23 protein-coding genes and 1 pseudogene are annotated in these 22,255 nt (G+C 64.6%); 15 read left to right on the top strand and 9 right to left on the bottom strand.

Features of this window, described 5'->3' with window-relative positions; all coding sequences use genetic code 11:
• Positions 1-543: 543 nt before the first annotated feature.
• Positions 544-1,482, top strand: a complete 939-nt coding sequence (locus AC0L2H_RS00370; protein WP_473588341.1) for a diacylglycerol/lipid kinase family protein — start codon at positions 544-546, stop codon at positions 1,480-1,482.
• A 91-nt stretch (positions 1,483-1,573) separates the two neighbouring features.
• On the opposite strand, the gene AC0L2H_RS00365 is transcribed toward AC0L2H_RS00370, so the two are convergent.
• From AC0L2H_RS00365 to AC0L2H_RS00350, 4 genes are all read right to left on the bottom strand, one after another.
• On the bottom strand, positions 1,574-2,491 hold the full coding sequence (locus AC0L2H_RS00365) for an NAD(P)-dependent oxidoreductase (protein ID WP_473588340.1): 918 nt from the start codon (positions 2,489-2,491) through the stop codon (positions 1,574-1,576).
• A complete protein-coding gene (locus AC0L2H_RS00360; RefSeq protein WP_473588339.1) occupies positions 2,488-3,702 on the bottom strand; it encodes a mandelate racemase/muconate lactonizing enzyme family protein in 1,215 nt (404 codons plus the stop codon). Before AC0L2H_RS00360 ends, AC0L2H_RS00365 begins: the two co-directional genes overlap by 4 nt.
• Complete coding sequence (locus tag AC0L2H_RS00355) at positions 3,699-5,315, bottom strand: GMC family oxidoreductase (protein WP_473588338.1); 1,617 nt, start codon at positions 5,313-5,315, stop codon at positions 3,699-3,701. Before AC0L2H_RS00355 ends, AC0L2H_RS00360 begins: the two co-directional genes overlap by 4 nt.
• A gap of 165 nt (positions 5,316-5,480) precedes the next feature.
• A complete protein-coding gene (locus AC0L2H_RS00350; RefSeq protein WP_473588337.1) occupies positions 5,481-6,053 on the bottom strand; it encodes a GNAT family N-acetyltransferase in 573 nt (190 codons plus the stop codon).
• A 101-nt stretch (positions 6,054-6,154) separates the two neighbouring features.
• Between AC0L2H_RS00350 and AC0L2H_RS00345 the strand changes: the two are divergent.
• Together AC0L2H_RS00345 and AC0L2H_RS00340 are read left to right on the top strand one after the other, a co-directional pair.
• A pseudogene (locus AC0L2H_RS00345) lies at positions 6,155-6,551 on the top strand (acyl-CoA thioesterase).
• 132 nt (positions 6,552-6,683) lie between these two features.
• The gene (locus AC0L2H_RS00340) at positions 6,684-6,998 is read left to right on the top strand and encodes a hypothetical protein (RefSeq protein WP_473588336.1); all 315 of its coding nucleotides are present in this window, start codon (positions 6,684-6,686) and stop codon (positions 6,996-6,998) included.
• A gap of 47 nt (positions 6,999-7,045) precedes the next feature.
• On the opposite strand, the gene AC0L2H_RS00335 is transcribed toward AC0L2H_RS00340, so the two are convergent.
• A complete protein-coding gene (locus AC0L2H_RS00335; protein ID WP_473588335.1) occupies positions 7,046-7,414 on the bottom strand; it encodes a winged helix-turn-helix transcriptional regulator in 369 nt (122 codons plus the stop codon).
• Between the two features lie 91 nt (positions 7,415-7,505).
• On the opposite strand from AC0L2H_RS00335, the gene AC0L2H_RS00330 reads away from it, so the two are divergent.
• Positions 7,506-8,111, top strand: coding sequence for an NADPH-dependent FMN reductase (locus AC0L2H_RS00330; RefSeq protein WP_473588334.1), 606 nt, complete (start codon positions 7,506-7,508; stop codon positions 8,109-8,111).
• Between the two features lie 235 nt (positions 8,112-8,346).
• On the opposite strand, the gene AC0L2H_RS00325 is transcribed toward AC0L2H_RS00330, so the two are convergent.
• Positions 8,347-9,033 (bottom strand): GntR family transcriptional regulator, encoded by a 687-nt coding sequence (locus AC0L2H_RS00325; protein WP_473588333.1) that lies wholly within the window; start codon positions 9,031-9,033, stop codon positions 8,347-8,349.
• Positions 9,034-9,325: 292 nt separating this feature from the next.
• Here AC0L2H_RS00325 and AC0L2H_RS00320 point away from each other — a divergent pair, with 292 nt between their 5' ends.
• From AC0L2H_RS00320 to atzF, 8 genes are read left to right on the top strand one after another with little or no spacing between them, the layout of a single operon-like run.
• The gene (locus AC0L2H_RS00320; protein ID WP_473588332.1) at positions 9,326-10,453 is read left to right on the top strand and encodes a BMP family ABC transporter substrate-binding protein; all 1,128 of its coding nucleotides are present in this window, start codon (positions 9,326-9,328) and stop codon (positions 10,451-10,453) included.
• Positions 10,454-10,472: 19 nt separating this feature from the next.
• Positions 10,473-11,597: an ABC transporter permease gene (locus tag AC0L2H_RS00315; RefSeq protein ID WP_473588331.1), complete on the top strand. Its 1,125-nt coding sequence runs from the start codon at positions 10,473-10,475 to the stop codon at positions 11,595-11,597.
• Entirely contained in the window at positions 11,597-12,523 is a 927-nt protein-coding gene (locus AC0L2H_RS00310; RefSeq protein ID WP_473588330.1) for an ABC transporter permease, read from the top strand. Before AC0L2H_RS00315 ends, AC0L2H_RS00310 begins: the two co-directional genes overlap by 1 nt.
• 13 nt (positions 12,524-12,536) lie before the next feature.
• Positions 12,537-13,238 carry a biuret amidohydrolase gene (gene biuH / locus AC0L2H_RS00305; protein ID WP_473588329.1) on the top strand — a complete coding sequence of 234 codons (702 nt, stop codon included), beginning with the start codon at positions 12,537-12,539 and terminating at the stop codon, positions 13,236-13,238.
• A gap of 10 nt (positions 13,239-13,248) precedes the next feature.
• A complete protein-coding gene (locus tag AC0L2H_RS00300; protein ID WP_473588328.1) occupies positions 13,249-14,781 on the top strand; it encodes an ABC transporter ATP-binding protein in 1,533 nt (510 codons plus the stop codon).
• Positions 14,781-15,449 (top strand): cysteine hydrolase family protein, encoded by a 669-nt coding sequence (locus AC0L2H_RS00295; RefSeq protein ID WP_473588327.1) that lies wholly within the window; start codon positions 14,781-14,783, stop codon positions 15,447-15,449. The genes AC0L2H_RS00300 and AC0L2H_RS00295 overlap by 1 nt, the downstream gene beginning before the upstream one ends.
• Positions 15,442-15,792, top strand: a complete 351-nt coding sequence (locus AC0L2H_RS00290; RefSeq protein WP_473588326.1) for a cupin domain-containing protein — start codon at positions 15,442-15,444, stop codon at positions 15,790-15,792. The genes AC0L2H_RS00295 and AC0L2H_RS00290 overlap by 8 nt, the downstream gene beginning before the upstream one ends.
• Positions 15,789-17,588: an allophanate hydrolase gene (atzF, locus tag AC0L2H_RS00285; protein ID WP_473588325.1), complete on the top strand. Its 1,800-nt coding sequence runs from the start codon at positions 15,789-15,791 to the stop codon at positions 17,586-17,588. The genes AC0L2H_RS00290 and atzF overlap by 4 nt, the downstream gene beginning before the upstream one ends.
• Positions 17,589-17,641: 53 nt before the next feature.
• Here the strand turns inward: atzF and AC0L2H_RS00280 are convergent, their stop codons facing one another.
• A complete protein-coding gene (locus tag AC0L2H_RS00280; protein ID WP_473588324.1) occupies positions 17,642-18,697 on the bottom strand; it encodes a LacI family DNA-binding transcriptional regulator in 1,056 nt (351 codons plus the stop codon).
• 186 nt (positions 18,698-18,883) lie between these two features.
• On the opposite strand from AC0L2H_RS00280, the gene AC0L2H_RS00275 reads away from it, so the two are divergent.
• Together AC0L2H_RS00275 and AC0L2H_RS00270 are read left to right on the top strand one after the other, a co-directional pair.
• On the top strand, positions 18,884-19,213 hold the full coding sequence (locus AC0L2H_RS00275; RefSeq protein ID WP_473588323.1) for a MoaF-related domain-containing protein: 330 nt from the start codon (positions 18,884-18,886) through the stop codon (positions 19,211-19,213).
• Between the two features lie 75 nt (positions 19,214-19,288).
• A complete protein-coding gene (locus AC0L2H_RS00270) occupies positions 19,289-19,681 on the top strand; it encodes a hypothetical protein (protein WP_473588322.1) in 393 nt (130 codons plus the stop codon).
• Positions 19,682-19,775: 94 nt separating this feature from the next.
• Here AC0L2H_RS00270 and AC0L2H_RS00265 read toward each other — a convergent pair whose 3' ends face one another.
• Together AC0L2H_RS00265 and AC0L2H_RS00260 are read right to left on the bottom strand one after the other, a co-directional pair.
• Positions 19,776-20,417, bottom strand: a complete 642-nt coding sequence (locus tag AC0L2H_RS00265; protein ID WP_473588321.1) for a class I SAM-dependent methyltransferase — start codon at positions 20,415-20,417, stop codon at positions 19,776-19,778.
• Positions 20,418-20,420: 3 nt separating this feature from the next.
• Positions 20,421-20,591: a hypothetical protein gene (locus AC0L2H_RS00260; protein WP_473588320.1), complete on the bottom strand. Its 171-nt coding sequence runs from the start codon at positions 20,589-20,591 to the stop codon at positions 20,421-20,423.
• A 107-nt stretch (positions 20,592-20,698) separates the two neighbouring features.
• On the opposite strand from AC0L2H_RS00260, the gene AC0L2H_RS00255 reads away from it, so the two are divergent.
• Positions 20,699-22,240 carry a bifunctional AfsR/SARP family transcriptional regulator/alpha/beta hydrolase gene (locus AC0L2H_RS00255; RefSeq protein WP_473588319.1) on the top strand — a complete coding sequence of 514 codons (1,542 nt, stop codon included), beginning with the start codon at positions 20,699-20,701 and terminating at the stop codon, positions 22,238-22,240.
• Positions 22,241-22,255: the final 15 nt, after the last annotated feature.

Genomic DNA, 22,255 nt, shown 5'->3' with positions numbered 1-22,255 from the left:
AGACGTCGCGCCATGCCGGCCTTGATTTTGACGGTCCTGCCAGTCCGCTGCCCGAGAGCAGCGTCCGTTCGGGACCACGCCGGTCTTCACCCTTGCGAGCTTCGTCCAGCGCGCCATCGAAGGTTTTTGCCGTCCTTCATGGCAGCATCGGTCCGCCGTTGGCGTTCGCACGCTTTCCGCGGCCCCGTAGGTCTCGGCATCCGTCCCTCCAACAGGCAAGCCTGCTCTCGTTTCGGGCCGTACGGGCCTCAGGAAATCCGCCGTTCCGCTTTGCCTTTCGGCGTGGCGATCGGTAGCCGCCTGAGATGGGTTCAATGTACGCCGGATAAGTGTCTTGGGGAACCGGCCCGAGCCTGTGGATAGCGGGATTATCGGGGACCATTGCGTTTTTCGCGACCGGACCCGACTCCGGGAGTGCGGCGAGGGCATCCAGGGCGAATGAGCATCGTCAAATATTCGGCGCTTGCTCCGCCGGCCGCTGCGGGCTTCAATGCCGGCAAAGGATTCTGGGAGTCGCCCTCGATGTCCTTTGGGGGAGGTTGCTTGAAGGTCGGGGTGGTGCTCAATCCGATTGCAGGTGGCGGCCGGCTGAAACAGCATTGGCCCGAGGTCAGTGGCTTGCTGAAAAAGCATTTCGGCGATTTCGAACTACGCGAGACGCAAGCCGAAGGCGATGCCGAAAGGCTGGCGCTCGATCTCGCGGCCAGCGGTTTCGAGCTGGTGATCGCGGCGGGCGGCGACGGCACGGCCAGCGAAACGGCCGACGGACTGCTGCAGGCCTTTCAGGAGCACGGCCGGACGGCCGCGCTCGGTGTTTTGCCTTGCGGCACCGGCATCGATTTCGCCCGTGGGCTCGGCCTCTCCGGTGAAGTCGACCTGACGCTGAAGCGCATCGCCGGCGCCGAGCCCCGCAAGGTCGATGCCGGGCGCATCTGCTATATCGACGACCATGGCGCGCTGGCCAGCCGCCATTTCATCAACATCGCCAGCCTCGGCCTTTCAGGCGCCACCGACCGCGCGGTCAATGCCGACAAGCGCAAGGGCAAGGTTTCGGCCAAGGCGCTGTTCTACTGGCGCACCGTTTGGGAATTCATGCGCTACCGGTTCCAGGACGTCAGGATCACCGTCGATGACGGCGCCCCGGTTGAGGCGCGCATGGCGCTGGTGGCGGTGGCCAACGGAAAATTCTTCGGCGGCGGCATGATGATCGCACCGGATGCGGAGCTTGACGACGGTCAGTTCGACATCGTCATTCTGCGCGCTGCCGGCAAGCTGAAGCTGATCTGGGACATCCGCCTGCTCTATGGCGGGCGGCATCGCAACCATCCGTCGATCACCATCCTGCGCGGCAAGAAAGTGGTTGTCGAACCGCTCGGCGATGTGGATAAGAACGGCGCGCTGGTCGACATCGACGGTGAGTCGCCAGGGCGCATACCGGCGACATTCGAAATCCTGCCGGGCGCGCTGACGCTCAGATGTTGATTCAACGCGTTGAGAGATTGATTCAGGTCGTTGTGGCCGTGATTCCAGCGGCCCATTCAATCCACTGAAATCGCTTGATAATTCCGTAACGTCAGATTTCCAGTTTTGCCGGGAAACCGGGCGCGCGCAGCTCCGTTCCGACTGCATCTTCCAGCAGTTTGACGATCTGGGTTGACCAGGCGCCGCCGCCATAGGCGGTCTTGCCCTGCTCAAAGATCGCGTTGACGCGTGACGCCAGATCGAGCGGCACGCCGAAATCCTCGCCCATACGAAGCGCGAAGCCGAGGTCTTTCAGCGCCAGGTCCATGGTGAAGCCGATATCGTAGGAGCCGTTCAGCACGAGCTGGCTTTCGGTCTCGTGGACGAAGCTGTTGCCGGAGGAGGCGGCGATCGCGTGATAGGACTGGGCGAGGTCGAGCCCGCCCCGCCTGGCCAGCATCAGAGCTTCGCCGGCGGCGACGAGATGGATGAAGGCCAGCATGTTGGTGATCACCTTGATCACCGCCGCCGAGCCGACCGGACCCATCAGGAACGATTTTTCGCACATCGCTTCGATGGCCGGGCGGTGGCGTTCGTAGAGGGCGGCATCGCCACCGACCAACGCGGTGATTTTTCCGACCGCGGCCAGATGCACGCCGCCGGTGACCGGACATTCCAATGTCTCGATACCTTTTGCCGAAGCGAGAGCGGCCAGACGGATAATCTCGTCGCGGCCGTTGGTCGACATTTCGATCCAGGCGCCGCCCTTGGGCAGGCCCTCCAGCAATCCGCCGGGGCCGGCCAGCACCGCTTCGCTGACCTTGGGCGAGGGCAGGCAGGTTATGGCGTCGCCGGCCCGCGCCGCGGCTTCGGCGGGGCTGTTCGCGGCGGTGGCGCCGAGCGCCACCAGTCGTTCGACGGCGGCAGGGTCGCGATCGAAGACGGTGACGGCAAAGCCGTTGCGGACCAGGCTGGCGGCAAGGTTGCCGCCGAGATGGCCAAGGCCGATGAAGGCGTAGCGTTCGCTCACGGCATCAACGGCGTCTGCATCATCTGCAGATGCAGGTCCTTGCCGGTCCAGGGATGCGCCTCGCAGACGGCCTCGTCGAGCTCGACGCCAAGGCCGGGCTCCTTCGACGGGATGACATTGCCGTCCTGCCACTCGATCTTCTTCTTCAGAAGCTTCTCGTGGAAACCGTCCCACTGCTTGAGGGATTCCAGGATGAGGAAGTTGGGCAGCGTCACCGCGAGCTGGATGTTGGCGGCGCCGACGATCGGCCCGCAATAGCAGTGCGGCGCGACCTGGATGTGGTAGGCCTCGGCCATGGCGGCGATCTTCTTGGTTTCGAGAATGCCGCCGGAGCGTCCGAGGTCCGGCTGCAGGATGGTCGCGGCGCGGTTCTCGATGACACGGGCGAACTCGAACTTGGTCGTCAGCCGCTCACCGGTGGCGATCGGGATCGAGGTCGCGCGGGCGACCTGCGCCATCACTTCGGGCATGTCTGGCGGTACCGGCTCCTCGAACCACAAGGGATCGTAGGGTTCGATGGCGCGCGCCAGGCGCAGCGCGCCCGACGCGGTGAACTGGCCATGGGTGCCAAACAGGATGTCCGCCCTGTTTCCGACTGCTTCGCGGATCGCCTTGACCATGCGGGTGGAGACATCGATGTCGATGAGCCGCGGCTGGTGGCCGTCGAAGGCGGTGTAGGGGCCAGCCGGGTCGAGCTTCACGGCATTGAAACCCTGCTCGACATATTCGAGCGCGCAGGCCGCGGCCATCTCAGGGTCATTGTAGACGTTCCTGCCGTCCGGCGCGTCCTCGGAGTGGACGCTGCCGGTGTGCGGATAAAGGTAGGTGTAGGAGCGTAGCGTCTCGTGCACCTGGCCGCCGAGCAGCTTGTATACCGGCTTGTCGGCCTCCTTGCCGATGATATCCCAGCAGGCGATTTCGAGCGCGGAGAAGCAGCCCATGCCGGAAACGTCGGGGCGCTGGGTAAAGCCGGAGGAATAGGCGCGGCGGAAGAAGCTCTCGATATCGTGGGGGTCGCGGCCGATGAGGTAGCGCTCGGCCATGTCCTCGATCATTTTCGCGGTGACGTGGCCGGAGAAGGTGGCGTTGTAGGCTTCGCCATAGCCGGCGACGCCGCCATCGGTGGTGAGCTTGACGAAGATGAAATACTTGCCGCCGATGCCCGGCGGCGGGTTGCCGACAACCCAGGTCTTGACGTCGGTGATTTTCATTTTTGGTCCTCCAGAACCAGTTCGGCGCCCTTCCATCCGGTCATGATCGAGGCGGCGTTGGTGTTGCCGGTGATGTTGTCGGGAAAGATCGAGGCGTCGATGACGCGCAAACCTTCGAGGCCGTGCACTTTCAGACGCGGATCGACGACGGCGCGCGAAGGGTCCGGCCCCATGCGGCAGGTCGAGACCGGGTGGTAGACCGTGCCCGAGCGCTTCCTGAAATCGGCGATCAGGTCGGCGTCGGACTGGATCGAGGGACCCGGCAGAACCTCTCCCTCGATGATTTCGGCCATATCAGGCATCGAGGCGATTTTGCGCACGAATTTCACCGCCGCCAGCATCTCGTCGACATCGGCGTTCGTTGAGTACGCGTTGGCCGTGATCCTGGGATAGTCGCGCGGGTTGCTGGAGCGGATCATGATCTCGCCACGGCTCGACGGGCGGCAATTGGACAGGCCGATGGAAAAGCCCGGCCAGGGATCCGGCGTCAGGATCGGGCGCTCGCCGCTTTTCGGAATGACGGTCGAGAAGGCCTGGAAATAGAGCTGCATGTTGGGCCGGCTGGCGGCCGGGTCGGTGCGGAAGAAGCCGCCGGCATTGTTCATCGACAGCGACAATGGGCCGGAGCGCATGAGGATGTATTGCATGCCGACCAGCAACTTGCCCCACCATGGGCGCAGGATCTGGTTGAGCGTCGGCAGCCTGCCCTTGAATGTATAGTTGATGCCGACATGGTCCTGCAGGTTTGCCCCGACATTCTCGTTGGCATCAACGATCGGAATGCCCAGCCCCTTGAGCAGCGCCGACGGTCCGATGCCGGACAGTTGCAGCAGTTGCGGCGAGTTGACCGAACCGCAGGACAGGATCACTTCGCGTCCGGCGCGGGCGGTTCTTGTCTCGCCGTTCTGCAGATATTCGACGCCGACGGCGCGCTTGCCCTCGAACAGGATCCGGGTCGCCAGCGCATTCATCTCGACGCGGACGTTTTTGCGCTTCATCGCCGGGCGCAGGAAAGCGCGGGCGGCCGACATGCGGCGGCCGTTCCTAGTGGAGATCTGGTAGACGCCGACGCCTTCCTGCGAGGCGCCGTTGAAATCGGGATTGAGCGGCAGTCCGGCTTGCTGACCAGCGGCAAGATAGCGCCTGGTCAGCGGATGGACTGAATTCGAGCAGTCGGTGATGTGCAGCGGCCCGCCGGCGCCGCGCCAGCGGTCGGCGCCGGCTTCATTGTCTTCCAGCGCCTTGAAGGCGGGCAGCAGATCGTCGTAGCCCCAGCCGGGATTGCCGGCGGCCGCCCAGGCGTCGAAATCCTCGCGCGCCCCCCTGATCCACACCATGGCGTTGATCGAGCTCGAGCCGCCAAGCAATTTGCCACGCGGCCAGTGGTCGGCATTGCCGCCAAGGCCGGGGTCCGGCTCGGCCTTGTAGTTCCAGTTGACCGCCGGATCGAAGAAAGTCTTGCCGTAGCCGAGCGGCATCTGCACGTAGAAGCGGCGGTCGGTGCCGCCGGCCTCCAGCACCAGGACGGAGAAGCGGCCGGAGGCCGACAGTTTGTCGGCCAAGACCGAGCCGGCCGAGCCGGAGCCGACGATGATGAAGTCATAGGTCTGCATGATGGATGCGGCGGGCTCCGGAAATCTGGCTCTACCCTAGACTTGGGGCCTGCGCCGCGTCGCCGGACCATCCGGCATGGCTTGTGAAAAAAGCGACCGGCCTTCGTTTGCACCAGGTATCCCGTCCGAAGCGGCCTTTGCCTTCGTTGACAAGCGGTCCGGGCATCATACGTCATCGTCAGCATTTTGCTTGAAATCATAACGCATGATCGGGCGGGCTGGCATCCTGCGAGCGACGACCCTGAACCCGGCGCGGGCGAAGGTGGAGGCGTATCCACTGCCGGAAGCGCTCGGCGACACATCGGCGTCAAAAGGATAGGCCTCAAGCGCAGGGGCGTTTGCGCGCCTTGCCGTCTCCAGCCCCGCTGCGATCAAATGAGACGTGACGCCCTGCCGGCGATATCCCTTTCGCACGTAGAGGCAGGACAACGACCAGACCGGCGCGTCATCCACACGCTTGAGCTGCCACAGCCGATCGAGCCAGGGCACGGCATCCCGTGGTGTCACCCGGCACCAGCCGACCGCAGTCTCGCCGTAGAGAGCAAGCACGCCTGGAGGCGGACCATGCTCGACGGCTTGCCGGAACGCGGCCTTGTTTTCCTCACCTGGTCGCTTTCGATAAGAACTGCCGATACGTCCGTACATACACCAACAGCGACTGCAGACGGCGCTCTCACTGAACAGGTCTTCGAGTGCGGGCCAAAGATCCGATGTCAGAGGGCGAGAGGTAAGTTTCATGTCTTCAACCAACTCTGCGCAGTCTAGCACTTGCCGGTCCGCGTTGACGCATGGGTGCCGTAACGATACGAGATCGATCCATCGATCTCGGGGATTTTCGCATGGTGCACTACGCTGAAGGGCGGCCGATCGGCGACCTTACGCTGAGAACCCTGGCGATGCCATCCGATGCCAATGCGGCGGGCGACATTTTTGGCGGCTGGGTGATGGCGCAGATGGACCTTGCCTGCGGCATCCGCGCCGCCGAGCGCGCCAAGGGCCGGGTGGTGACGGCGGCGGTGAAGGAGATGTCGTTCGCCAAGGCGATGACAGATCGGCGACACGCTGTGCATCTACACCCATGTCGAACGCGTCGGCCGCACCTCGATGACGCTCAAGGTCGAGGCCTGGGCGCAACGCTATCTCTCCGATCTGATGGAAAAGGTCACTCATGCCGATTTCGTCATGGTGGCGCTGGACGGCGAAGGCAAGCCGAAGGCGGTTCCGGCGGAAGGTTGACCGGCCAGATTTCCAGTTTCGACATCGCCGGCAGGACCGACACGGATCCCGCAGGTCGATTCCGCGTGAAGCTTTTCACAGTCCCGTTTGCACATTTCCATGACCATGTCCGGCGGGGCAGGGGGGAAGACAATGCGTCAACGATTGCTGAACGGCGCTTTGGCGGGCGCGCTTGCAGCCCTGTTCTGCCTGTTGGCCGCAACCGCCTATACGGAGGTCAAACAGGGCAGGGCGGAAGCCGGCTGCGCCTTCGAAAACCACACGCTCGGGAGACAGGCGGCCAGGTGTGGAAACTGCGCTTTGGCGGCGTGCGGCACCGGGGCGACGACTGCGCGCAATTGCGGTGAAGGGGCGGGCTGCGCCATCGACGGCAAGGCGGTCGATCAGGCGCCGAGATCGACGCGGATCGGAAGCCGTCCGCGGGCCGGGATGCCGATGCAGCCGTAGGATACGCCGACGCTGCGCGGCGCGAAAACCCTTCCATTGCAAGGGTTTCAGGCGTGCATGCCGTCGAACTTCGCCCGCGCCGCCTTGACACGCGCGGTGTTCCTGCGCGCCCATTCGCCGAGTGCGGCGACCGGCACCAGCAATTCGCGGCCGAGATCGGTCAACTCGTAGTCGACGCGTGGCGGGATGGTCGGAAACACCGTGCGCGTGACGAAGCCGTCGCGCTCCAGCCCGCGTAAGGTGGTAGTCAGCATCTTTTGCGAAATGCCGCCGACGGCGGCGCGCAATTCGTTGAAGCGCAGCGGCCCGTCGCCGAGCTTGCCGACGACCAGAACAGTCCATTTGTCGCCGACGCGCTGCAGGATTTCCGAGATGGCGCGGCAGTCCTCGGTGACATGCGGGTGCCTCAGTAACAAAAACGTGCCTCCTTGCACTTCAAGTTTGCGGTATCTCATATAGCGCCGGTATCCAAACGATACCACAATTTCCCGCAAGGAGAGCCCCTCTATGTCCAAGCCCAAAATCGCCATTGTCGTCGGTTCGACGCGCGCCGCGCGCTTCGCCGACGTCCCCACCGAGTGGATCGCCAAGATCGCCAGGTCGCATGCCGATATCGACGTCGAAGTCGTCGATTTGCGCGACTGGCCGCTGCCGTTCTTCGACGAGGTCGCATCCTCCGCCTGGGCGCCGTCGCAGAACGAAGTGGCGCAGCGCTGGCAGAAGAAGGTCGCCGAGTTCGACGGCTTCATCTTCACCGCCGCCGAGTACAATCACGGCCCGACCGCCGTGCTGAAGAACGCCATCGACTACGCCGCCAACGAATGGAACAAGAAGCCGGCCGGCTTCGTCGGCTATGGCAGCGTCGGTGGCTCGCGCGCCGTCGAACAGCTGCGCCTTTACGCCGTCGAGTTGCAGATGGCGCCGGTCAAGTCGGCCGTCCATATCGCCTGGGGCGATTTCCTTGCCGTCCGCCAGGGTGAGAAGAAGCTCGAAGAGATCGAGCATCTGAACCAAGCTGCCACCGCGCTGGTCAACGATGTCGCCTGGTGGGCCAAGGTGCTGAAGGCAGCGCGCAAGGCCGATGCGATCGCCGAGGAAGCCAGGGCGGCCTGATCGCCTGTTTGAATTGTCCTCCCAAGGGATGTGGGGCGGCGCTTGCGCCGCCCTTCGAGGCCGAGGCCAACCGGCGTTGCCTGACGACGGCGGCAGCGCTCACCGCGCTCGCGTTGGGCAAGGGCGTGCTGGTGCCTTGGTAGTGCCCTGAGCCGATCGTCCCGTCCATTTTGCGCGCTTGGCAATAACTCTCGCTCTTGGGCCAGGCGCTTCGCCGAACCAGCTGAAGTCCCTGTCACCCGGCGGTGACCGGCAGCGTGTTTGCGACTTTCGGCTGGTCGCCGGCCGCAAAGACGGCGCTCGCCTCGCTGACGATGGAAACGTGGTCCCGCGCGGCCTTGCCGGCAGCATTGCCATCGCCCCGCATGATTGCCGTAACGATCGCGTCGTGCTCCTGCCAGGATTTGGCGAGCCGTCCCGGCAGCATGAATTGCGCGCGGCGGAACGGCGCCAGCCGGCTCCGTGTCATCACGGTCATTTCGTAGATATGGGCGTTGTGGGCGCCGCGATAGAGCCGGGTGTGGAACTCGGTGTTGAAATACTCGTAGTCCTCCTCGGCGCGCAGCCGCACCAGCCGCGCCGAGGCCTGATGCTCGATCTCGAGCGAGCGGCGTTCGCCGCTGGTCATGCGCTCGGCCGAGAAGCGGGCGCAGATCGCCTCCAGTTCGGCCATGCTCTCGAACATCGAGGCGAGATGCTCTTGCGTCACCACGGCGACGATGGCGCCCCGGTTCGGTCGCCTTTCGACCAGGCCCATGGCGCTGAGCTGGCCGAGCGCCTCCCGGACCGGGGTTCGTGACACGTCGAAGCGGGCGGCGAGCGAGGTCTCGTCGAGCTTTTCGCCGGGGCGCAGGAAACCGGTGACGATCCGGTCGCCGATCGCCCTCACCATCTGATCCACGGTCGTGCCCGACCTGATCAAGCTGCGCTTCCCCGACAAATCTCCTCCGTCCGGTCTTCTGTAGAGTCAGTCAGCGCACAAGGCCTGTCGACTCGATATACCACTCTATGCCTCTATTTTAATCTGCCTGTCAAACTGGCTGTTTTCGAGGCAAAAAGTGCATGCAATTGCCTGATACATGAGCAGATGCTTTTGAATCTATGATTGATTTCATTTGATAAATTTATGTTTTGGAATTGGCACAGCGATTGCATGCACTTTTTCGAGAAGGCGTTAACCGACCTGGAAAAGGGTCCATAGGGGAGCATAAGAGATGACCGACAGATTCATGCTTAGCCGCCGCCAATTGCTCAAGACCTCCGCCGCCGGAGCCGCACTTGGGCTGGCCTCGGCATCCTTTCCCATCACAAGGGCTTTTGCTGCCGCCACCACCGTCGGCTTTATCTATGTCGGGCCGAAGGACGACTATGGCTACAACCAGGCGCATGCCGAAGGCGCCGCGGCGCTGAAGGGCATGGAGGGCATCTCCATTGTCGAAGAGGAGAACGTGCCCGAGACGGTCGACGTCCAGAAGACGATGGAATCGATGATCAATCTCGACGGCGCCTCGCTGATTTTCCCGACCTCATTCGGCTATTTCGATCCGCACATGCTGGCCATGTGCGCGAAATTCCCCGACGTGCAGTTCCGCCATTGTGGCGGCATGTGGAACAAGGACAAGCATCCGATGAATGCCGGTTCCTATTTCGGCTATATCGGCATGGGCCAATACCTCAACGGCGTCGTCGCCGGCCATACCAGCAAAACCAAGAAGCTCGGCTTTATCGCCGCCAAGCCGATCCCGCAGGTGTTGCTCAACATCAACTCCTTCCTGCTTGGCGCGCGTTCGGTCGACCCGACGATCACCTGCCAGGTGATCTTCACCGGCGAATGGTCGCTGGCGGTCAAGGAGGCGGAAGCCACCAACGCGCTGGTCGATCAAGGCATCGATGTCGTCACCTGTCATGTCGACAGCCCCAAGGTCGTGGTCGAGACGGCCGCCGGCCGTGGCGCCTTCGTGTGCGGCTACCATGCCAACCAGAGCCCGCTGGCGCCCGAGAAATACCTGACCGGCGCCGAGTGGAACTGGGCCAAGGTCTACAAGATGTTCGTCGACGACCTCGTCGCCGGAACGCCTCTGCCCAATTTCACCCGCGGCGGACTGGCCGACGGCTTCGTCAAGATGAGCCCGCTCGGCCCCGCTGTCTCCGAGCCGGCCCGCAAGCAGTTCGACGCCACGCTGGCCGAAATGATGAAGGGTGGCTTCTCCGTCATTAAGGGTCCGCTGAAGAGCAACAAGGGCACCGTCATCGCGACCGAAGGCCAGACCTTCGCCGAGACCGCCATCGAGCTCGAAAGCATGGATTATCTCGTCGAGGGCGTCGTCGGCTCGACCGCCTGAACCGGACGGAGGCGGCAACATGACAGACACGGTGGCAGGGGCCGGCGCGCCGGCGACATTCGGCGCCAGGGGTTATCCGGCCGCGCTGGAATGGATCGCCCGGCGCGCCGAGGCCGTCGTCATTCCGCTGGCGGCGCTGGTCGTCGGCATGGCCCTGTTCAGCCTGTTCATCCTGGCTGTCGGCAAGTCGCCGGTCCAGCTCTATGAAACGATGTGGCGCGGCGGCTTCGGCTCATGGTTCTCGGTCCAGAACTCGCTGTCGCGCGCCTCTCCCCTGCTGCTGGCAGCGCTCTGCGTGGCGCTGCCGGCCCGGCTCGGCCTCGTCGTCATCGGCGGCGAGGGCGCCATCGTGCTGGGTGGCGTCGCCGCCGCTGCCGTCGGGGTGGCGCTCACCGGCGCTCCCTTCTTCATTGTGGTTCTCGTCATGGGCGTGGCGGGCATGGCCGCCGGCGGCATCTGGATCGGTGCCGTCGGCGCGCTCCGCCATTACCGCGCCGTCAACGAGACCATCTCCAGCCTGCTGATGGCCTATATCGCGATTGCCCTGATGAACCAGCTGGTCGAAGGGCCGCTGCGCGATCCGGCCTCGCTCAACAAGCCCTCGACCCAGCCGCTGGCCGATATCTACCGCATCGGCAACATGCCGGGCATGGAGGTGCATTGGGGCCTGGCCGTCGGTGTCGTCGCCTGCGTGCTGTCCTGGGTGCTGATCGAAAAGACCCGCTGGGGCTTTGCCGCCCGCATCGCCGGCGGCAATGTCAGGGCCGCCCAGGTGCAGGGGCTTGCCGTCGGTTCGCTGATCGTCGGCTTCACCGGGCTGGCTGGCGCCTTCGCCGGCCTGGCCGGCATGCTGGAGGTCGCGGCGGTGCAGGGCAGCGCCAACGCCTCGCTCGCCGCCGGCTATGGCTATACCGGCATCCTCGTCGCCTTCCTCGCGCGGCACAATCCGCTGGCCATCATTCCGGTCGCCTTCCTGCTTGGCGGCATCGATGCCTCCGGCGGGCTGATCCAGCGCCGCATGGACCTGCCCGACGCCACCGTGCTGGTGCTGCAGGGCATGCTGTTCATCGTCATCCTGTTCAGCGAAACCTTTTACGGCCGCTTCAAGGCCTTCAATCCGGACCTATGGCAAAGGAGCAGCTGATGGACGCCACCGGGATCGGCCTCTGGGGCGTGCCGCTCGCCATCCTCGGCGGCGCCATCCGCGTTTCCACCCCCTTCATCTTCGTCTCGCTCGGCGAAGCCATCACGGAGCGTTCGGGGCGCATCAACCTCGGTCTCGAAGGCACGCTGGTGTTCGGCGCCATGACCGCCTATGCGGTGGCGGTGATGACCGGCTCGCCCTGGCTCGGCCTCGTCGCCGCAGCCATCGCCGGGCTCTGCTTCGGCCTGTTCCACGGCTGGATCTGCAAATTCCGCGGGGTCAACGACATCGCCATCGGCATTGCGCTGATGCTGTTCGGCTCGGGCCTCGCCTTCTTCTTCGGCAAGCCGTTCATCCAGCCTTCCGCGCCCGACCTGCCGGCCATTCCCCTCGGCGCCTGGTCGGACATTCCGCAGGTGCAAGCCGCACTCGACGTCAACGTGCTGTTCCTGATCGGCGCGGCACTGGCGGTATTCCTGTGGTGGGCCTTCCGCAACACCCGCGCCGGCCTCATCGTGCGCGTCGTCGGCGACAGTTCCGATGCAGCGCGCGCCATGGGTCTCAACCCGGACACGGTGCGTCTCATCGCCATCGGCCTCGGCGGCGCGCTGGCCGGCATCGGCGGCGCTTATCTGTCGCTCTATTATCCCGGCAGCTGGACCGAAGGCATCTCGTCGGGGCAGGGGCTGATGGCGGTGGCGCTGGTCATCTTCGCCCGCTGGAACCCGCTCGGCTGCTTTGCCGCAGCCCTTCTGTTCGGCGGCGCCGGCGCGCTCGGCCCTGCGCTGCAATCGGTCGGCGTCACGCAAGGGTACTATCTCTTCTACGCCGCCCCTTACATTCTCACCCTGATCATCATGATCGCCACCTCCTCGCCCAGCCGTTCGCTCGCCGGCGCGCCGGGCGAGTTGTCGATCACCAAATGAACCGGAGTTTGCCATGAACGCCAGAGCCGGGATCGCCCAGCGCTACATCGACGCCGAACCCTATCCTTGGCCCTACAATGGTGATCTGAGGCCCGACAACACGGCGCTGATCATAATCGACATGCAGACCGATTTCTGCGGGCCGGGCGGCTATGTCGACCATATGGGCTACGATCTGTCGCTGGTGCGCGCCCCGATCGAGCCGATCAAGTCGGTGCTGTCGGCGATGCGCGCCAAGGGCTACACCATCATCCACACCCGCGAGGGCCACCGGCCCGACCTCGCCGACCTGCCGGCCAACAAGCGCTGGCGCTCGCGCCGCATCAATGCCGGCATCGGCGATCCCGGTCCTTGCGGGCGCATCCTGGTGCGCGGCGAGCCGGGCTGGGACATCATCCCCGACCTCTATCCGGCCGAGGGCGAACCGATCATCGACAAGCCGGGCAAGGGCTCGTTCTGCGCCACCGACCTTGACCTGATCCTCAACCAGCGCGGCATCGAAAACATCGTGCTCACCGGCATCACCACCGATGTCTGCGTCCACACCACGATGCGCGAGGCCAACGACCGCGGCTTCGAATGCGTGATGCTGGAGGATTGCTGCGGCGCCACCGACTACGGCAATCATCTCGCCGCCATCAAGATGATCAAGATGCAAGGCGGCGTGTTCGGCGCGGTGTCGAACGCCGCCGCGCTCGTTGCCCAGCTGCCGTGAGGATACCGCGATGAGCGCAACCACCAACAGCAAGGCGGTCGGCGTCGAGGCCATCGGCATGACCATGCGCTTTGGCGCCTTCACCGCGCTCGACGATGTCTCGGTCAAGGTGCCGGCCGGCTCCTTCCACGCGCTGCTCGGCGAGAACGGCGCCGGCAAGTCGACGCTGGTCAAATGCATGATGGGCTTTTATCACCCGACTTCCGGCGACATGCTGGTCGACGGCCGCGAGGTTACGATCGCCAGCCCCAAGGATGCCTCGGCGCTCGGCCTCGGCATGGTCTACCAGCATTTTACCCTCGTGCCGTCGCTGACCGGCGCCGAGAACCTGGTCATTTCGCGCGAGAAGGTGCCCGGCGTCATCGACTGGCGCAAGGAACGCTCCGGCCTTGCCCAATTCATGGAGCGGATGCCGTTCAAGCTGCCGCTCGATGTCAAGGTGGCCGAGCTTGCCGCCGGCGAAAAGCAGAAGCTGGAGATCGTCAAGCAGCTCTATCTTGGCCGCTCCTTCCTGGTGCTGGACGAGCCGACTTCGGTGCTCACCCCCGGCGAGGCACAGGAAGTGCTTGGCTTGGTGCGCGCCATGACCAGGGCGGGCGACCTCACCGTGCTGATGATCTCGCACAAGTTCCACGAGGTGACGGCGTTCGCCGACGATGTCAGCGTGCTGCGCAAGGGCAAGCTTACGGGAACCGGCCGTGTTACCGATCTCGACCACAAGGCGATGGCGGCGATGATGATCGGCGACCAGCCGATCGCGGCGCTCGACAGCCGTGCCGAGCCAAAGCTCGACGCCGAGATCGTGCTCAAGGTGAAAGCATTGAAAGCACCGGACCGCACCGGGCTGAAGTCGATCCGGATCGAGGATCTTGGCGTGCGCTCGGGCGAGATCGTCGGCATCGCCGGCATTTCCGGCAACGGCCAGAAGGAGTTCCTGGAAGTGCTGGCCGGGCAGCGCCCGCGCGATACCGGCGAAGTCATGGTGCGCGGCACCGCCTATGCGGCGACGCGCGCCGAGGCGCGCGCGCTCAATGTCCGCCTCATCCCCGAGGAGCCGCTGAAGAACGCCTGCGCGCCGAAGATGACGGTGGCCGAGAACATCTCCTTCCGTACCTTCGACATCGACGGCAACGGCAAGCCGGTGAACTGGATCAGCGCTGGCGCCATCCGCGCGTTCAGCGCCAGGCTGGTCGAGCAGTTCAAGGTCAAGACCGCATCGCTCTCCTCGCCGATCGCCTCGCTGTCGGGCGGCAATGTGCAACGCGCCGTGCTTGCCCGCGAACTGACCGGCGAGGTCGACCTTCTGATCGTCTCCAACCCGTGCTTCGGCCTCGACTTTTCGGCCGTGGCCGAAATCCGCACCCGCATCATGAAGGCGCGCAATGCCGGCGCGGCTGTGCTCCTGATGTCGGAGGATCTGGACGAACTGCTCGAGCTCTCCGACCGCATCTTCGTCATGTCCGACGGCGCGCTCGTCTACGAGACGCCGATCGCGCTGGCGAGTGTGCAGACCATCGGTGAGCACATGGCGGGACATCATTGATGGTTGAAATCGCAGCGCAGCCATTTCCATTCGCCTTCAAGCTGCCGACCATGGCGCTGGTCGTCATCGACATGCAGCGCGATTTCGCCGAGCCCGGCGGCTTCGGCGCCAGCCTCGGCAACGACGTCAGCCGGGTGGTGGCAATCGTGCCGACGGTGAAGAGACTGATCGAAGGCTTCCGCGCCGCCGGACTGCCGGTGATCCACACCATGGAATGCCACAGGCCCGACCTTTCGGACCTGCCGCCGGCCAAGCGTAATCGCGGCAATCCGTCGATCCGCATCGGTGACGCCGGCCCGATGGGCCGCGTGCTGATCGCCGGCGAGCCGGGCACGGCGATCCTCGACGAGCTTGCGCCGCTGCCCGGCGAGATCGTCATCGAGAAGCCCGGCAAGGGCGCTTTCTACGCCACAAGCTTTGGGGACGACCTCAAGAAACTGGGCGCGCAGCAGCTGGTATTTGCCGGGGTGACGACCGAAGTCTGCGTGCAGACGACGATGCGCGAGGCCAACGACCGCGGCTATGATTGCCTGCTCGCCGAGGACGCGACGGAAAGCTATTTCCCCGAGTTCAAGGCGGCGGCGATCGCCATGATAAGGGCGCAGGGCGCCATCGTCGGCTGGACGGCGACCACCGACCAGGTGCTCGAGGGAATTGCCAATGCCTAATCTGAGTTTTGCCGGCCTGCTCGACGACGGCTGGCGCGATCTCGTATTCGAGCCGTTCCGCGATGGTATCAGTGTGCACTGGCTGCTGAAGGGCGGGCCGGTCGAGCCGTCGGTCGCCATCCTCAGCTACCGGCCCGGCGCCGGTGTGCCACGCCACCGCCATGCCGGGCTGGAGACCATCGTCGTGCTAGACGGCACCCAGAGCGACGAGAACGGCGACTATCCGGCTGGCAGTGTCGTCCTGAACCCCGTCGGGACCGAGCATTCGGTGTGGACGAAAGACGGCTGCGTCGTGCTGATCCAGTGGGACCTGCCGGTGATCATTCTGGGGGAGGCCAAATGAGCGACATCCACTTCGACATCGGCAGCCTGCATGGCGCCTTTCAGGCTGGCACCGGCGTCGCAGAGGTGATCGACGCCGTCTATGCACGCCTCGCGGCCGCCGACGATCCCGGCATCTTCATCTATCTGGCCGACAAGGCCGCACTGCTGGCTGCGGCCGCGGACCTCGGCCAGTTCGATCCCGTCGCCAGGCCACTCTGGGGCATTCCCTTCGCCGCCAAGGACAACATCGACGTCGCCGGCATGCCGACGACGGCGGGCTGCGCCGAATACACCTACTGGCCCGACAAGGACGCTACCGTGGTGGCGCGGCTGAGGGCGGCAGGCGCGCTGGTCGTCGGCAAGACCAATCTCGACCAGTTCGCCACCGGCCTCGTCGGCGTGCGCACGCCCTGGCCGATCCCGCGCAACGCCATCGATCCCGAACTGGTGCCGGGCGGCTCTTCCTCCGGTTCGGCGGTGGCGACGGCGCGCGGCATCGTCTCCTTCGCGCTCGGCACCGACACCGCCGGCTCCGGCCGCATTCCCGCCGGCCTCAACAACATCGTCGGGCTGAAGCCGACGGTCGGCGCGCTGTCGGCCGCCGGCGTCGTGCCGGCCTGCCGAACGCTCGACTGCGTCTCGGTGTTCGCGCTGACCGTCGACGACGCCTACAGGGTATTCTCCGTCGCTGCGGCGCGCGACGCGGCCGATCCCTATTCGCGCGACATCGCCGTCCAGCCGCTCGCCGCCCGCCCGCCGGTGCTGAGCGTCGGTATCCCGGCAAAGGCCGACCTGAAGTTCTTCGGCGATGCGGCGATGCAGGCCGGCTTCGAGGCCTCGCTTGCCATGCTGTCGCGGCTCGGCTGTCGGCTGGTCGAAGCCCCCTTCGGCGATTTCTATGCCACCGCCAATCTTCTCTACGAGGGCGCCTGGGTGGCCGAGCGCTATGCGGCGATCCGCGATTTCATGGAGGCCAATGAAGCGGCCCTGCATCCGGTAACGCGGAAAATCATCGGCGGCGCCAGGAACCTGTCGGCAGCGGACGCCTTTCGCGGCCTCTATGCCTTGCAGGCCTACAAGGCGAAGCTCGCCCCGGTCATTGCCTCGGTCGACCTGTTCTGCGTGCCGACCGCGCCGACACATTACACCACCGCGGCCGTGCTCGCCGACCCGGTCGAGACCAACAGCCGGCTCGGCACCTACACCAACTTCGTCAACCTGCTCGACATGTGCGGCATCGCCGTACCGAGCGGCAGGCGCGGTGACGGCCTGCCGATGAGCGTCACCTTGCTGGCGCCGGCCGGCCGCGATGCGCTGACGGCGGCGCTCGCCCGCGACCTGCATGCGGCGAGCGGCCTTTCGCTCGGCGCCACCGGCTGGTCGCAGCCCGGCCTGCCGCCCGCCACCCTGCCGCCCTGCGACGGGATGTTCGACCTGGTGGTGGTCGGGGCGCATCTGTCGGGAATGCCGCTCAACGGCCAGCTCAATCAACTTGGCGCGCAATTCCTGCGCGCCACCAAGACCGTCGCATCCTACAAGCTTTACGCACTGGCGGGTCAGTCGGTGCCCAAACCCGGCCTGATCCGGGTTGGCGATGGCGGCACCGCGGTCGAAGTCGAGGTCTGGAGGCTTTGTGCCGACGCGTTCGGCCGTTTCGTTGCGGCCATTCCGCCGCCGCTTGGCATTGGCACGATCGAGTTGGAGGACGGCAGCGCGGCCAAGGGTTTTCTGGTCGAAGCCGCTGGCCTGACAGACGCCTCCGATATCTCGTCATTCGGTGGCTGGCGCAGCTTTGTTATCGCAGCGGCCTCGTAGGTCATGTTCAAGCGGATTACGAAGCGTTTCGCCTTCCGTGCCAAGGAGGAGGTTTAGCGACGCGGTCGGGCAGTCGAGCCACGGACCACCAATTCGACTGGCATGACGATTTGCTTCGGGGCTGCGTTCGCGAACACCATGTCGGCGGCAAGCCGCCCCTTCCCGGCGATATCCTGCGCTACGGTCGTGAGGGGGGGCGTGGTGCGAGCAGATTCAGCGGTGCCATCGAAACCCACCACCGACAGCTGCTCGGGTATGTTTATGCCACGACGAGTTGCTTCATCGATCACGGTGATTGCTTGCCAGTCCGACATGGTCAGAATTGCCGTTGCTTCCGGAACTCGATCGAGCACGACAGCTCCGGCGGAGGGTTCTCCCGGAGTAGTCTCGATTATCGGGACATCGTCGATCGGTAGATTGACCTCCGCCAGGCCTTGGGCGAAGCCCAGGAGCCTTTCGTGGTCGAGCTGAAATCCCGCGCTAATAGCGCCCTTGCCGCTGCCTGGAAGATGGATGATCGGGGGTCCGGATGTGCGCCGGACGGATAGGATCGCAAAACGCCGATGTCCAAGCGCAGCCAGGTGCCTGACAGCCGCCAACGCACCGCTCCTGCCGTCGATTCGGATCGAATTGACATCCGGACCGGCGTCGCTTTCCAGGATGACAAAAGGCAAGCGCCGACGCTGCGCCGATGTGATCAGATCGATGTCTGCGCTGTGGCCCAGGATGAAGCCGTCGACCAGCGCCTCTCTTATGCTGGAGATACGCGTTTCGTCTCTACCATTGATCAGGCTCAGTGTCGCTCCGGCCGCATCGCATGCAATCGACACGCCAAGCACCAGTTCCCGCGTGTATGGGCTTCTGATGACGTCGGCAATGGCGTACGCCCCTGGCGGCATGAAACCGATGGCATTGAACTTGCCGTCACGTAGTACTCGCCCTCTTGGGTCGGGTCCATCGTACCCAAGCTGGCGGGCCGCAGCCTCGACGCGCCGGCGCACGTCGGCCCGCACTAGGTCCGGATGGTTGAATACGTTGGAAACAGTGCCGCGAGAGACCCCTGCGAGCCGGCCGACGTCAGCGAGGGTTGGCATCTTGGAAACATACATTTCCCTCAGTTAGACAATTTTTTGGAGCGCTCCAAGTTTTTTCTTGACTCTGCGCGTAAAAAGTCGGAATTTATCTTTGGAGCGCTCCAAAACGGCAAATATGCAGATTTTCGCGGTATTTGCGAAGGTATTGCCTGACGCTGGAAATGTTCGCCAAATCATAAATATTCATGAAGGAGGATTAGGATGGCTGCGACCAATGGTGCTCCGACCTCGCTCGTCGGAAAGACTTTCGATTGCGCGTTCGGCTCGTTCGTGCCGAGGCTGACGGTCCTGTCGCTGACGGAATTGCGCGTGCAGGCTACGATCGGTGCCACCGAGATCGACGAGGTGGTTCAGAGCGATCTGACAGGCGTCCGTCCTGGCCTGTTCATCATGAGCTGGATCGAGCAGAGCGGCAACTTCATCGTTCAGATTCAGGATCACGAGAACGAGGTCGTCCACAATTACGCACGGCTGGCGGACGGGCAGCTGTTCTGCGCGCAAGGTGTAATTCAATCGGTGCCGGCGGCCTGAAAGCCGCCGGATTCGGAGCTGCGCGACCCTCGCACATCGGCGCCGAGGCCGTCGCTGTAATCAATGGAGGACACCATGGCGATCACCACCGATATCATCGACCAGACCGACCCGGCACAATGGGACCCTGAGCTTGACGCTGTGATCGCGGCTCCCGCCAACCATAAGGTCGTGTTTGAGAACGACCGGCTGCGCGTACTCGAAGTGATCCTCGAGCCCGATGAAGAAGAGCCGACGCACCACCACCGCTGGCCTTCGGTCTTCGTATTCGATCAGGTGGAAGGACCGATCCATGACTTCGCGCCGGATGGGACCATGATGCCGCCCAATCGAGATGTCATACAGGCGATCCAGGCTTGGGATGGTCAGGGCTGCCTCATCGTCCACATGGCGCCCCAGCCGGCAGGTCGTGTGCTGAACTCCTCAGGCAAGACACTGCATGGCATCCGCGTTGAGATGAAGTCTTAGGGCAAATAACCTCTGCCGGCCCACGCCGGGCACCGGTAGATGGTGCATGTGCGACCGTCTGTTTTCGGAATGCAGGTTTCGACGGGGGAGGCCGTCAACTTGTGGGGGGTGCCGCGACTCCAGCGTAGTGGCTTCCCAATTGCCAGAAGGGCAGCGGGAACCGCCCGCGCTCTTCTTCAACGAGGTGGAAGCCCGCCCCGCGGATCAGGCGCAACGGATCGCGGTTGAGGTGGCAGCCGCCAGCGAGCGATCCCCACGGCCGGTTCAGGCGCTCCTGCCACCTGCGGCAACGCGGCCCCTCGGCCTGGCCATGCTCGATGAAGATCAGCCGGCCCGTTGGCCTCAGTATGCGCCGGATTTCGGTCAGCGCCGCTTCAGGATCCAGAATGGTGCAGAAGGCATAGGTGACGACGACCGTGTCGGCGAAATCATCGGTCAAGGGCAGGCTTTCGCCGCTGGCCCGGAGGCATTCGACATCGAACGGCAAGGAACGGCTCTTCGGTCCGGCCAGGCCGAGCATCGTGCCGTCGGGATCGATGCCGACCAGTCGTTCTACTCTGGCGGGGTCGTAGTAGGGAAGGTTCAGGCCGGACCCGAAGCCGACTTCGACGACTATGCCTTCTGCCCGCGGGATCATGCGCTTTCGCATGTGCGCGAATGCGTTGGCCGAACAGCCGGCGTGGACGAGATAGGGAGCAATGCAGCGTGCGTACCAGGAGAGACAGGATTGGCACATGGCTCAGCCTCCTTGCCCCGTGTTCGGAGCACCGGCAGGGCGCAGCAATGCGCCGACCGCCGAGACCAAGAGCGGCTCGCCGTGACCTGGGTAGTCGTTGTGGGCGACAGGGACGCCATCCTCGGCAACAGCCTCGGAAGCGCGATGGCGGGTGGGAGTATTGACCAGTGGCATTTCTCGCTCCAAGGGAGTGTTCCTATCGGGCCCGATCGGCCCGACGTCGTGGGGTAGATAAAAGGCCGGCGTCCCCTCAACGTCCCCGCTCGGCCGCAAACGGACCGATGGAACGATTGGAGTTCCAATTTCTGGGTTTTCCGGAGTTCCGTCAGAACGGGAAGCGGGTGGAACTCGGCTTGCGCAAGGCGGCAGCGCTCCTCATCTACCTCGCCGAAGCCGGCCGGCCCGTGGCGCGCGAGGTCGCCGCCACGCTTCTATGGCCCGAAACCGACGAGGAAGCCGCACGGGCGCGCCTTCGGCGCACATTGTATAAAATCCGCATCGCGTTCGGCAGCGAGGTCATCGCCGCCACCGGAGCATCGCTTAGTCTACACTTGGCGCTCGCCGTCGAAGTCGACTCCCGGGCCTTCGAGCATGCCTGCGATGTCGGTCCTCTCGACGCGGCAGTCGACATCTACAAGGGCGACTATCTCGCAGGCTTCTCACTGCCGGACTGTCCGGAATTCGAGGAATGGGTGTTTTTCAGGCGCGAAGCTTTGCGCAGCCGACTGGTGCAGGCACTGGAGCGGCTGGTCGAAGCAAAGATCGCCGGCGGGGAGCCTCGCGCCGCGGTCGTGCATGCGACACGCCTGGCGGGGCTGGACCCTTTGAGCGAAAGCGCACACCGTCACCTGATCCGTGCCCATCTGGCGGCTGGGGACAGGGCGGCGGCAGAGCGCCAGATCGAAGCTTGCGTCCGGCTGCTGCGAGAGGAACTCGGTGTAGAGCCTGATCCCACCACGCTTGCCTTGGGTGAGCCAACCAAGCTAGCCACTTTGGACGTGCCCAGAACGCGCTACGTCGAAGTGGACGGCATCCACATCGCGTTCCAGACCGCTGGCAGCGGCCCGCTGGACATCGTGCTTGTCCCGGGGTTCATTTCGCATGTCGAGCGCGTCTGGGAAGACAGACGCTGCCGCGCCTGGATATCGGCGGTTTCGCGCCTGGGCCGCCTGATCCTCTTCGACCGGCGCGGCATGGGGCTTTCCGACCGCGTCGGCGCCCGCCCCACCGTCGAAGCGACGGCGCAGGATATTCTGGCGGTCATGAATGCGGCCGGCAGCCGCCGAGCCCTGCTTATCGGCGCGTCAGAGGGCGGGCCGGGCTGCATCCGTTTTGCCGCGGATCACCCCGATCGCCTGAGCGGCCTTGTTCTGTGGGGATCCCTGGCCAAAGGCAGCCACGCGCCCGACTATCCTTTCGCCCTGACCGTCGCGCAATACGAGCTGTGGACGCAACGGCTGATCGCCGGCTGGGGTGGCCCGGCGGAAATCGGAACCTTCGCGCCGAGCCTCGCCGGCGACCGTCAGGCGCAGAACTGGTGGGCCGGACTGCTCAGGGCAGCCTCCAGCCCCGGCGCTGTCGCAGGCCTGCTCGAAGCGCTGCGTGATACCGATGTGCGTCATCTGCTTGCAAAGGTTTCGGCCCGGACGATGGTTCTGCACCGCTCCGGAGACCGCGCCGTGCGCGTCGAGGCGGGGCGCTTCCTCGCGGCCCAGATCCCGGGCGCGCGGTTCATCGAGGTCGAGGGTGACGACCACTGGTTTTGGGTCGGCGACCAACAGCCGCTGCTCGACAGCATCAGCGCGTTTGCACGACGCAGCTGATCGCGCGGCTCGTGC

The organism is Mesorhizobium sp. WSM4871 (assembly GCF_055811295.1).
The sequence above is the reverse complement of the archived record's forward strand: the minus strand, read 5'-3'. Positions and strand labels throughout refer to the sequence as shown.

Coding starts and splice junctions, on each gene's coding strand:
- AC0L2H_RS00360 (WP_473588339.1), bottom strand. CDS start 3,702: ATGAAAATCACCGACGTCAAGACCTGGGTTGTCGGCAACCCGCCGCCG.
- AC0L2H_RS00355 (WP_473588338.1), bottom strand. CDS start 5,315: ATGCAGACCTATGACTTCATCATCGTCGGCTCCGGCTCGGCCGGCTCG.
- AC0L2H_RS00350 (WP_473588337.1), bottom strand. CDS start 6,053: ATGAAACTTACCTCTCGCCCTCTGACATCGGATCTTTGGCCCGCACTC.
- AC0L2H_RS00340 (WP_473588336.1), top strand. CDS start 6,684: ATGCGTCAACGATTGCTGAACGGCGCTTTGGCGGGCGCGCTTGCAGCC.
- AC0L2H_RS00330 (WP_473588334.1), top strand. CDS start 7,506: ATGTCCAAGCCCAAAATCGCCATTGTCGTCGGTTCGACGCGCGCCGCG.
- AC0L2H_RS00320 (WP_473588332.1), top strand. CDS start 9,326: ATGACCGACAGATTCATGCTTAGCCGCCGCCAATTGCTCAAGACCTCC.
- AC0L2H_RS00315 (WP_473588331.1), top strand. CDS start 10,473: ATGACAGACACGGTGGCAGGGGCCGGCGCGCCGGCGACATTCGGCGCC.
- AC0L2H_RS00310 (WP_473588330.1), top strand. CDS start 11,597: ATGGACGCCACCGGGATCGGCCTCTGGGGCGTGCCGCTCGCCATCCTC.
- biuH (WP_473588329.1), top strand. CDS start 12,537: ATGAACGCCAGAGCCGGGATCGCCCAGCGCTACATCGACGCCGAACCC.
- AC0L2H_RS00300 (WP_473588328.1), top strand. CDS start 13,249: ATGAGCGCAACCACCAACAGCAAGGCGGTCGGCGTCGAGGCCATCGGC.
- AC0L2H_RS00295 (WP_473588327.1), top strand. CDS start 14,781: ATGGTTGAAATCGCAGCGCAGCCATTTCCATTCGCCTTCAAGCTGCCG.
- AC0L2H_RS00290 (WP_473588326.1), top strand. CDS start 15,442: ATGCCTAATCTGAGTTTTGCCGGCCTGCTCGACGACGGCTGGCGCGAT.
- atzF (WP_473588325.1), top strand. CDS start 15,789: ATGAGCGACATCCACTTCGACATCGGCAGCCTGCATGGCGCCTTTCAG.
- AC0L2H_RS00280 (WP_473588324.1), bottom strand. CDS start 18,697: ATGTATGTTTCCAAGATGCCAACCCTCGCTGACGTCGGCCGGCTCGCA.
- AC0L2H_RS00275 (WP_473588323.1), top strand. CDS start 18,884: ATGGCTGCGACCAATGGTGCTCCGACCTCGCTCGTCGGAAAGACTTTC.
- AC0L2H_RS00270 (WP_473588322.1), top strand. CDS start 19,289: ATGGCGATCACCACCGATATCATCGACCAGACCGACCCGGCACAATGG.
- AC0L2H_RS00265 (WP_473588321.1), bottom strand. CDS start 20,417: ATGTGCCAATCCTGTCTCTCCTGGTACGCACGCTGCATTGCTCCCTAT.
- AC0L2H_RS00260 (WP_473588320.1), bottom strand. CDS start 20,591: ATGCCACTGGTCAATACTCCCACCCGCCATCGCGCTTCCGAGGCTGTT.
- AC0L2H_RS00255 (WP_473588319.1), top strand. CDS start 20,699: ATGGAACGATTGGAGTTCCAATTTCTGGGTTTTCCGGAGTTCCGTCAG.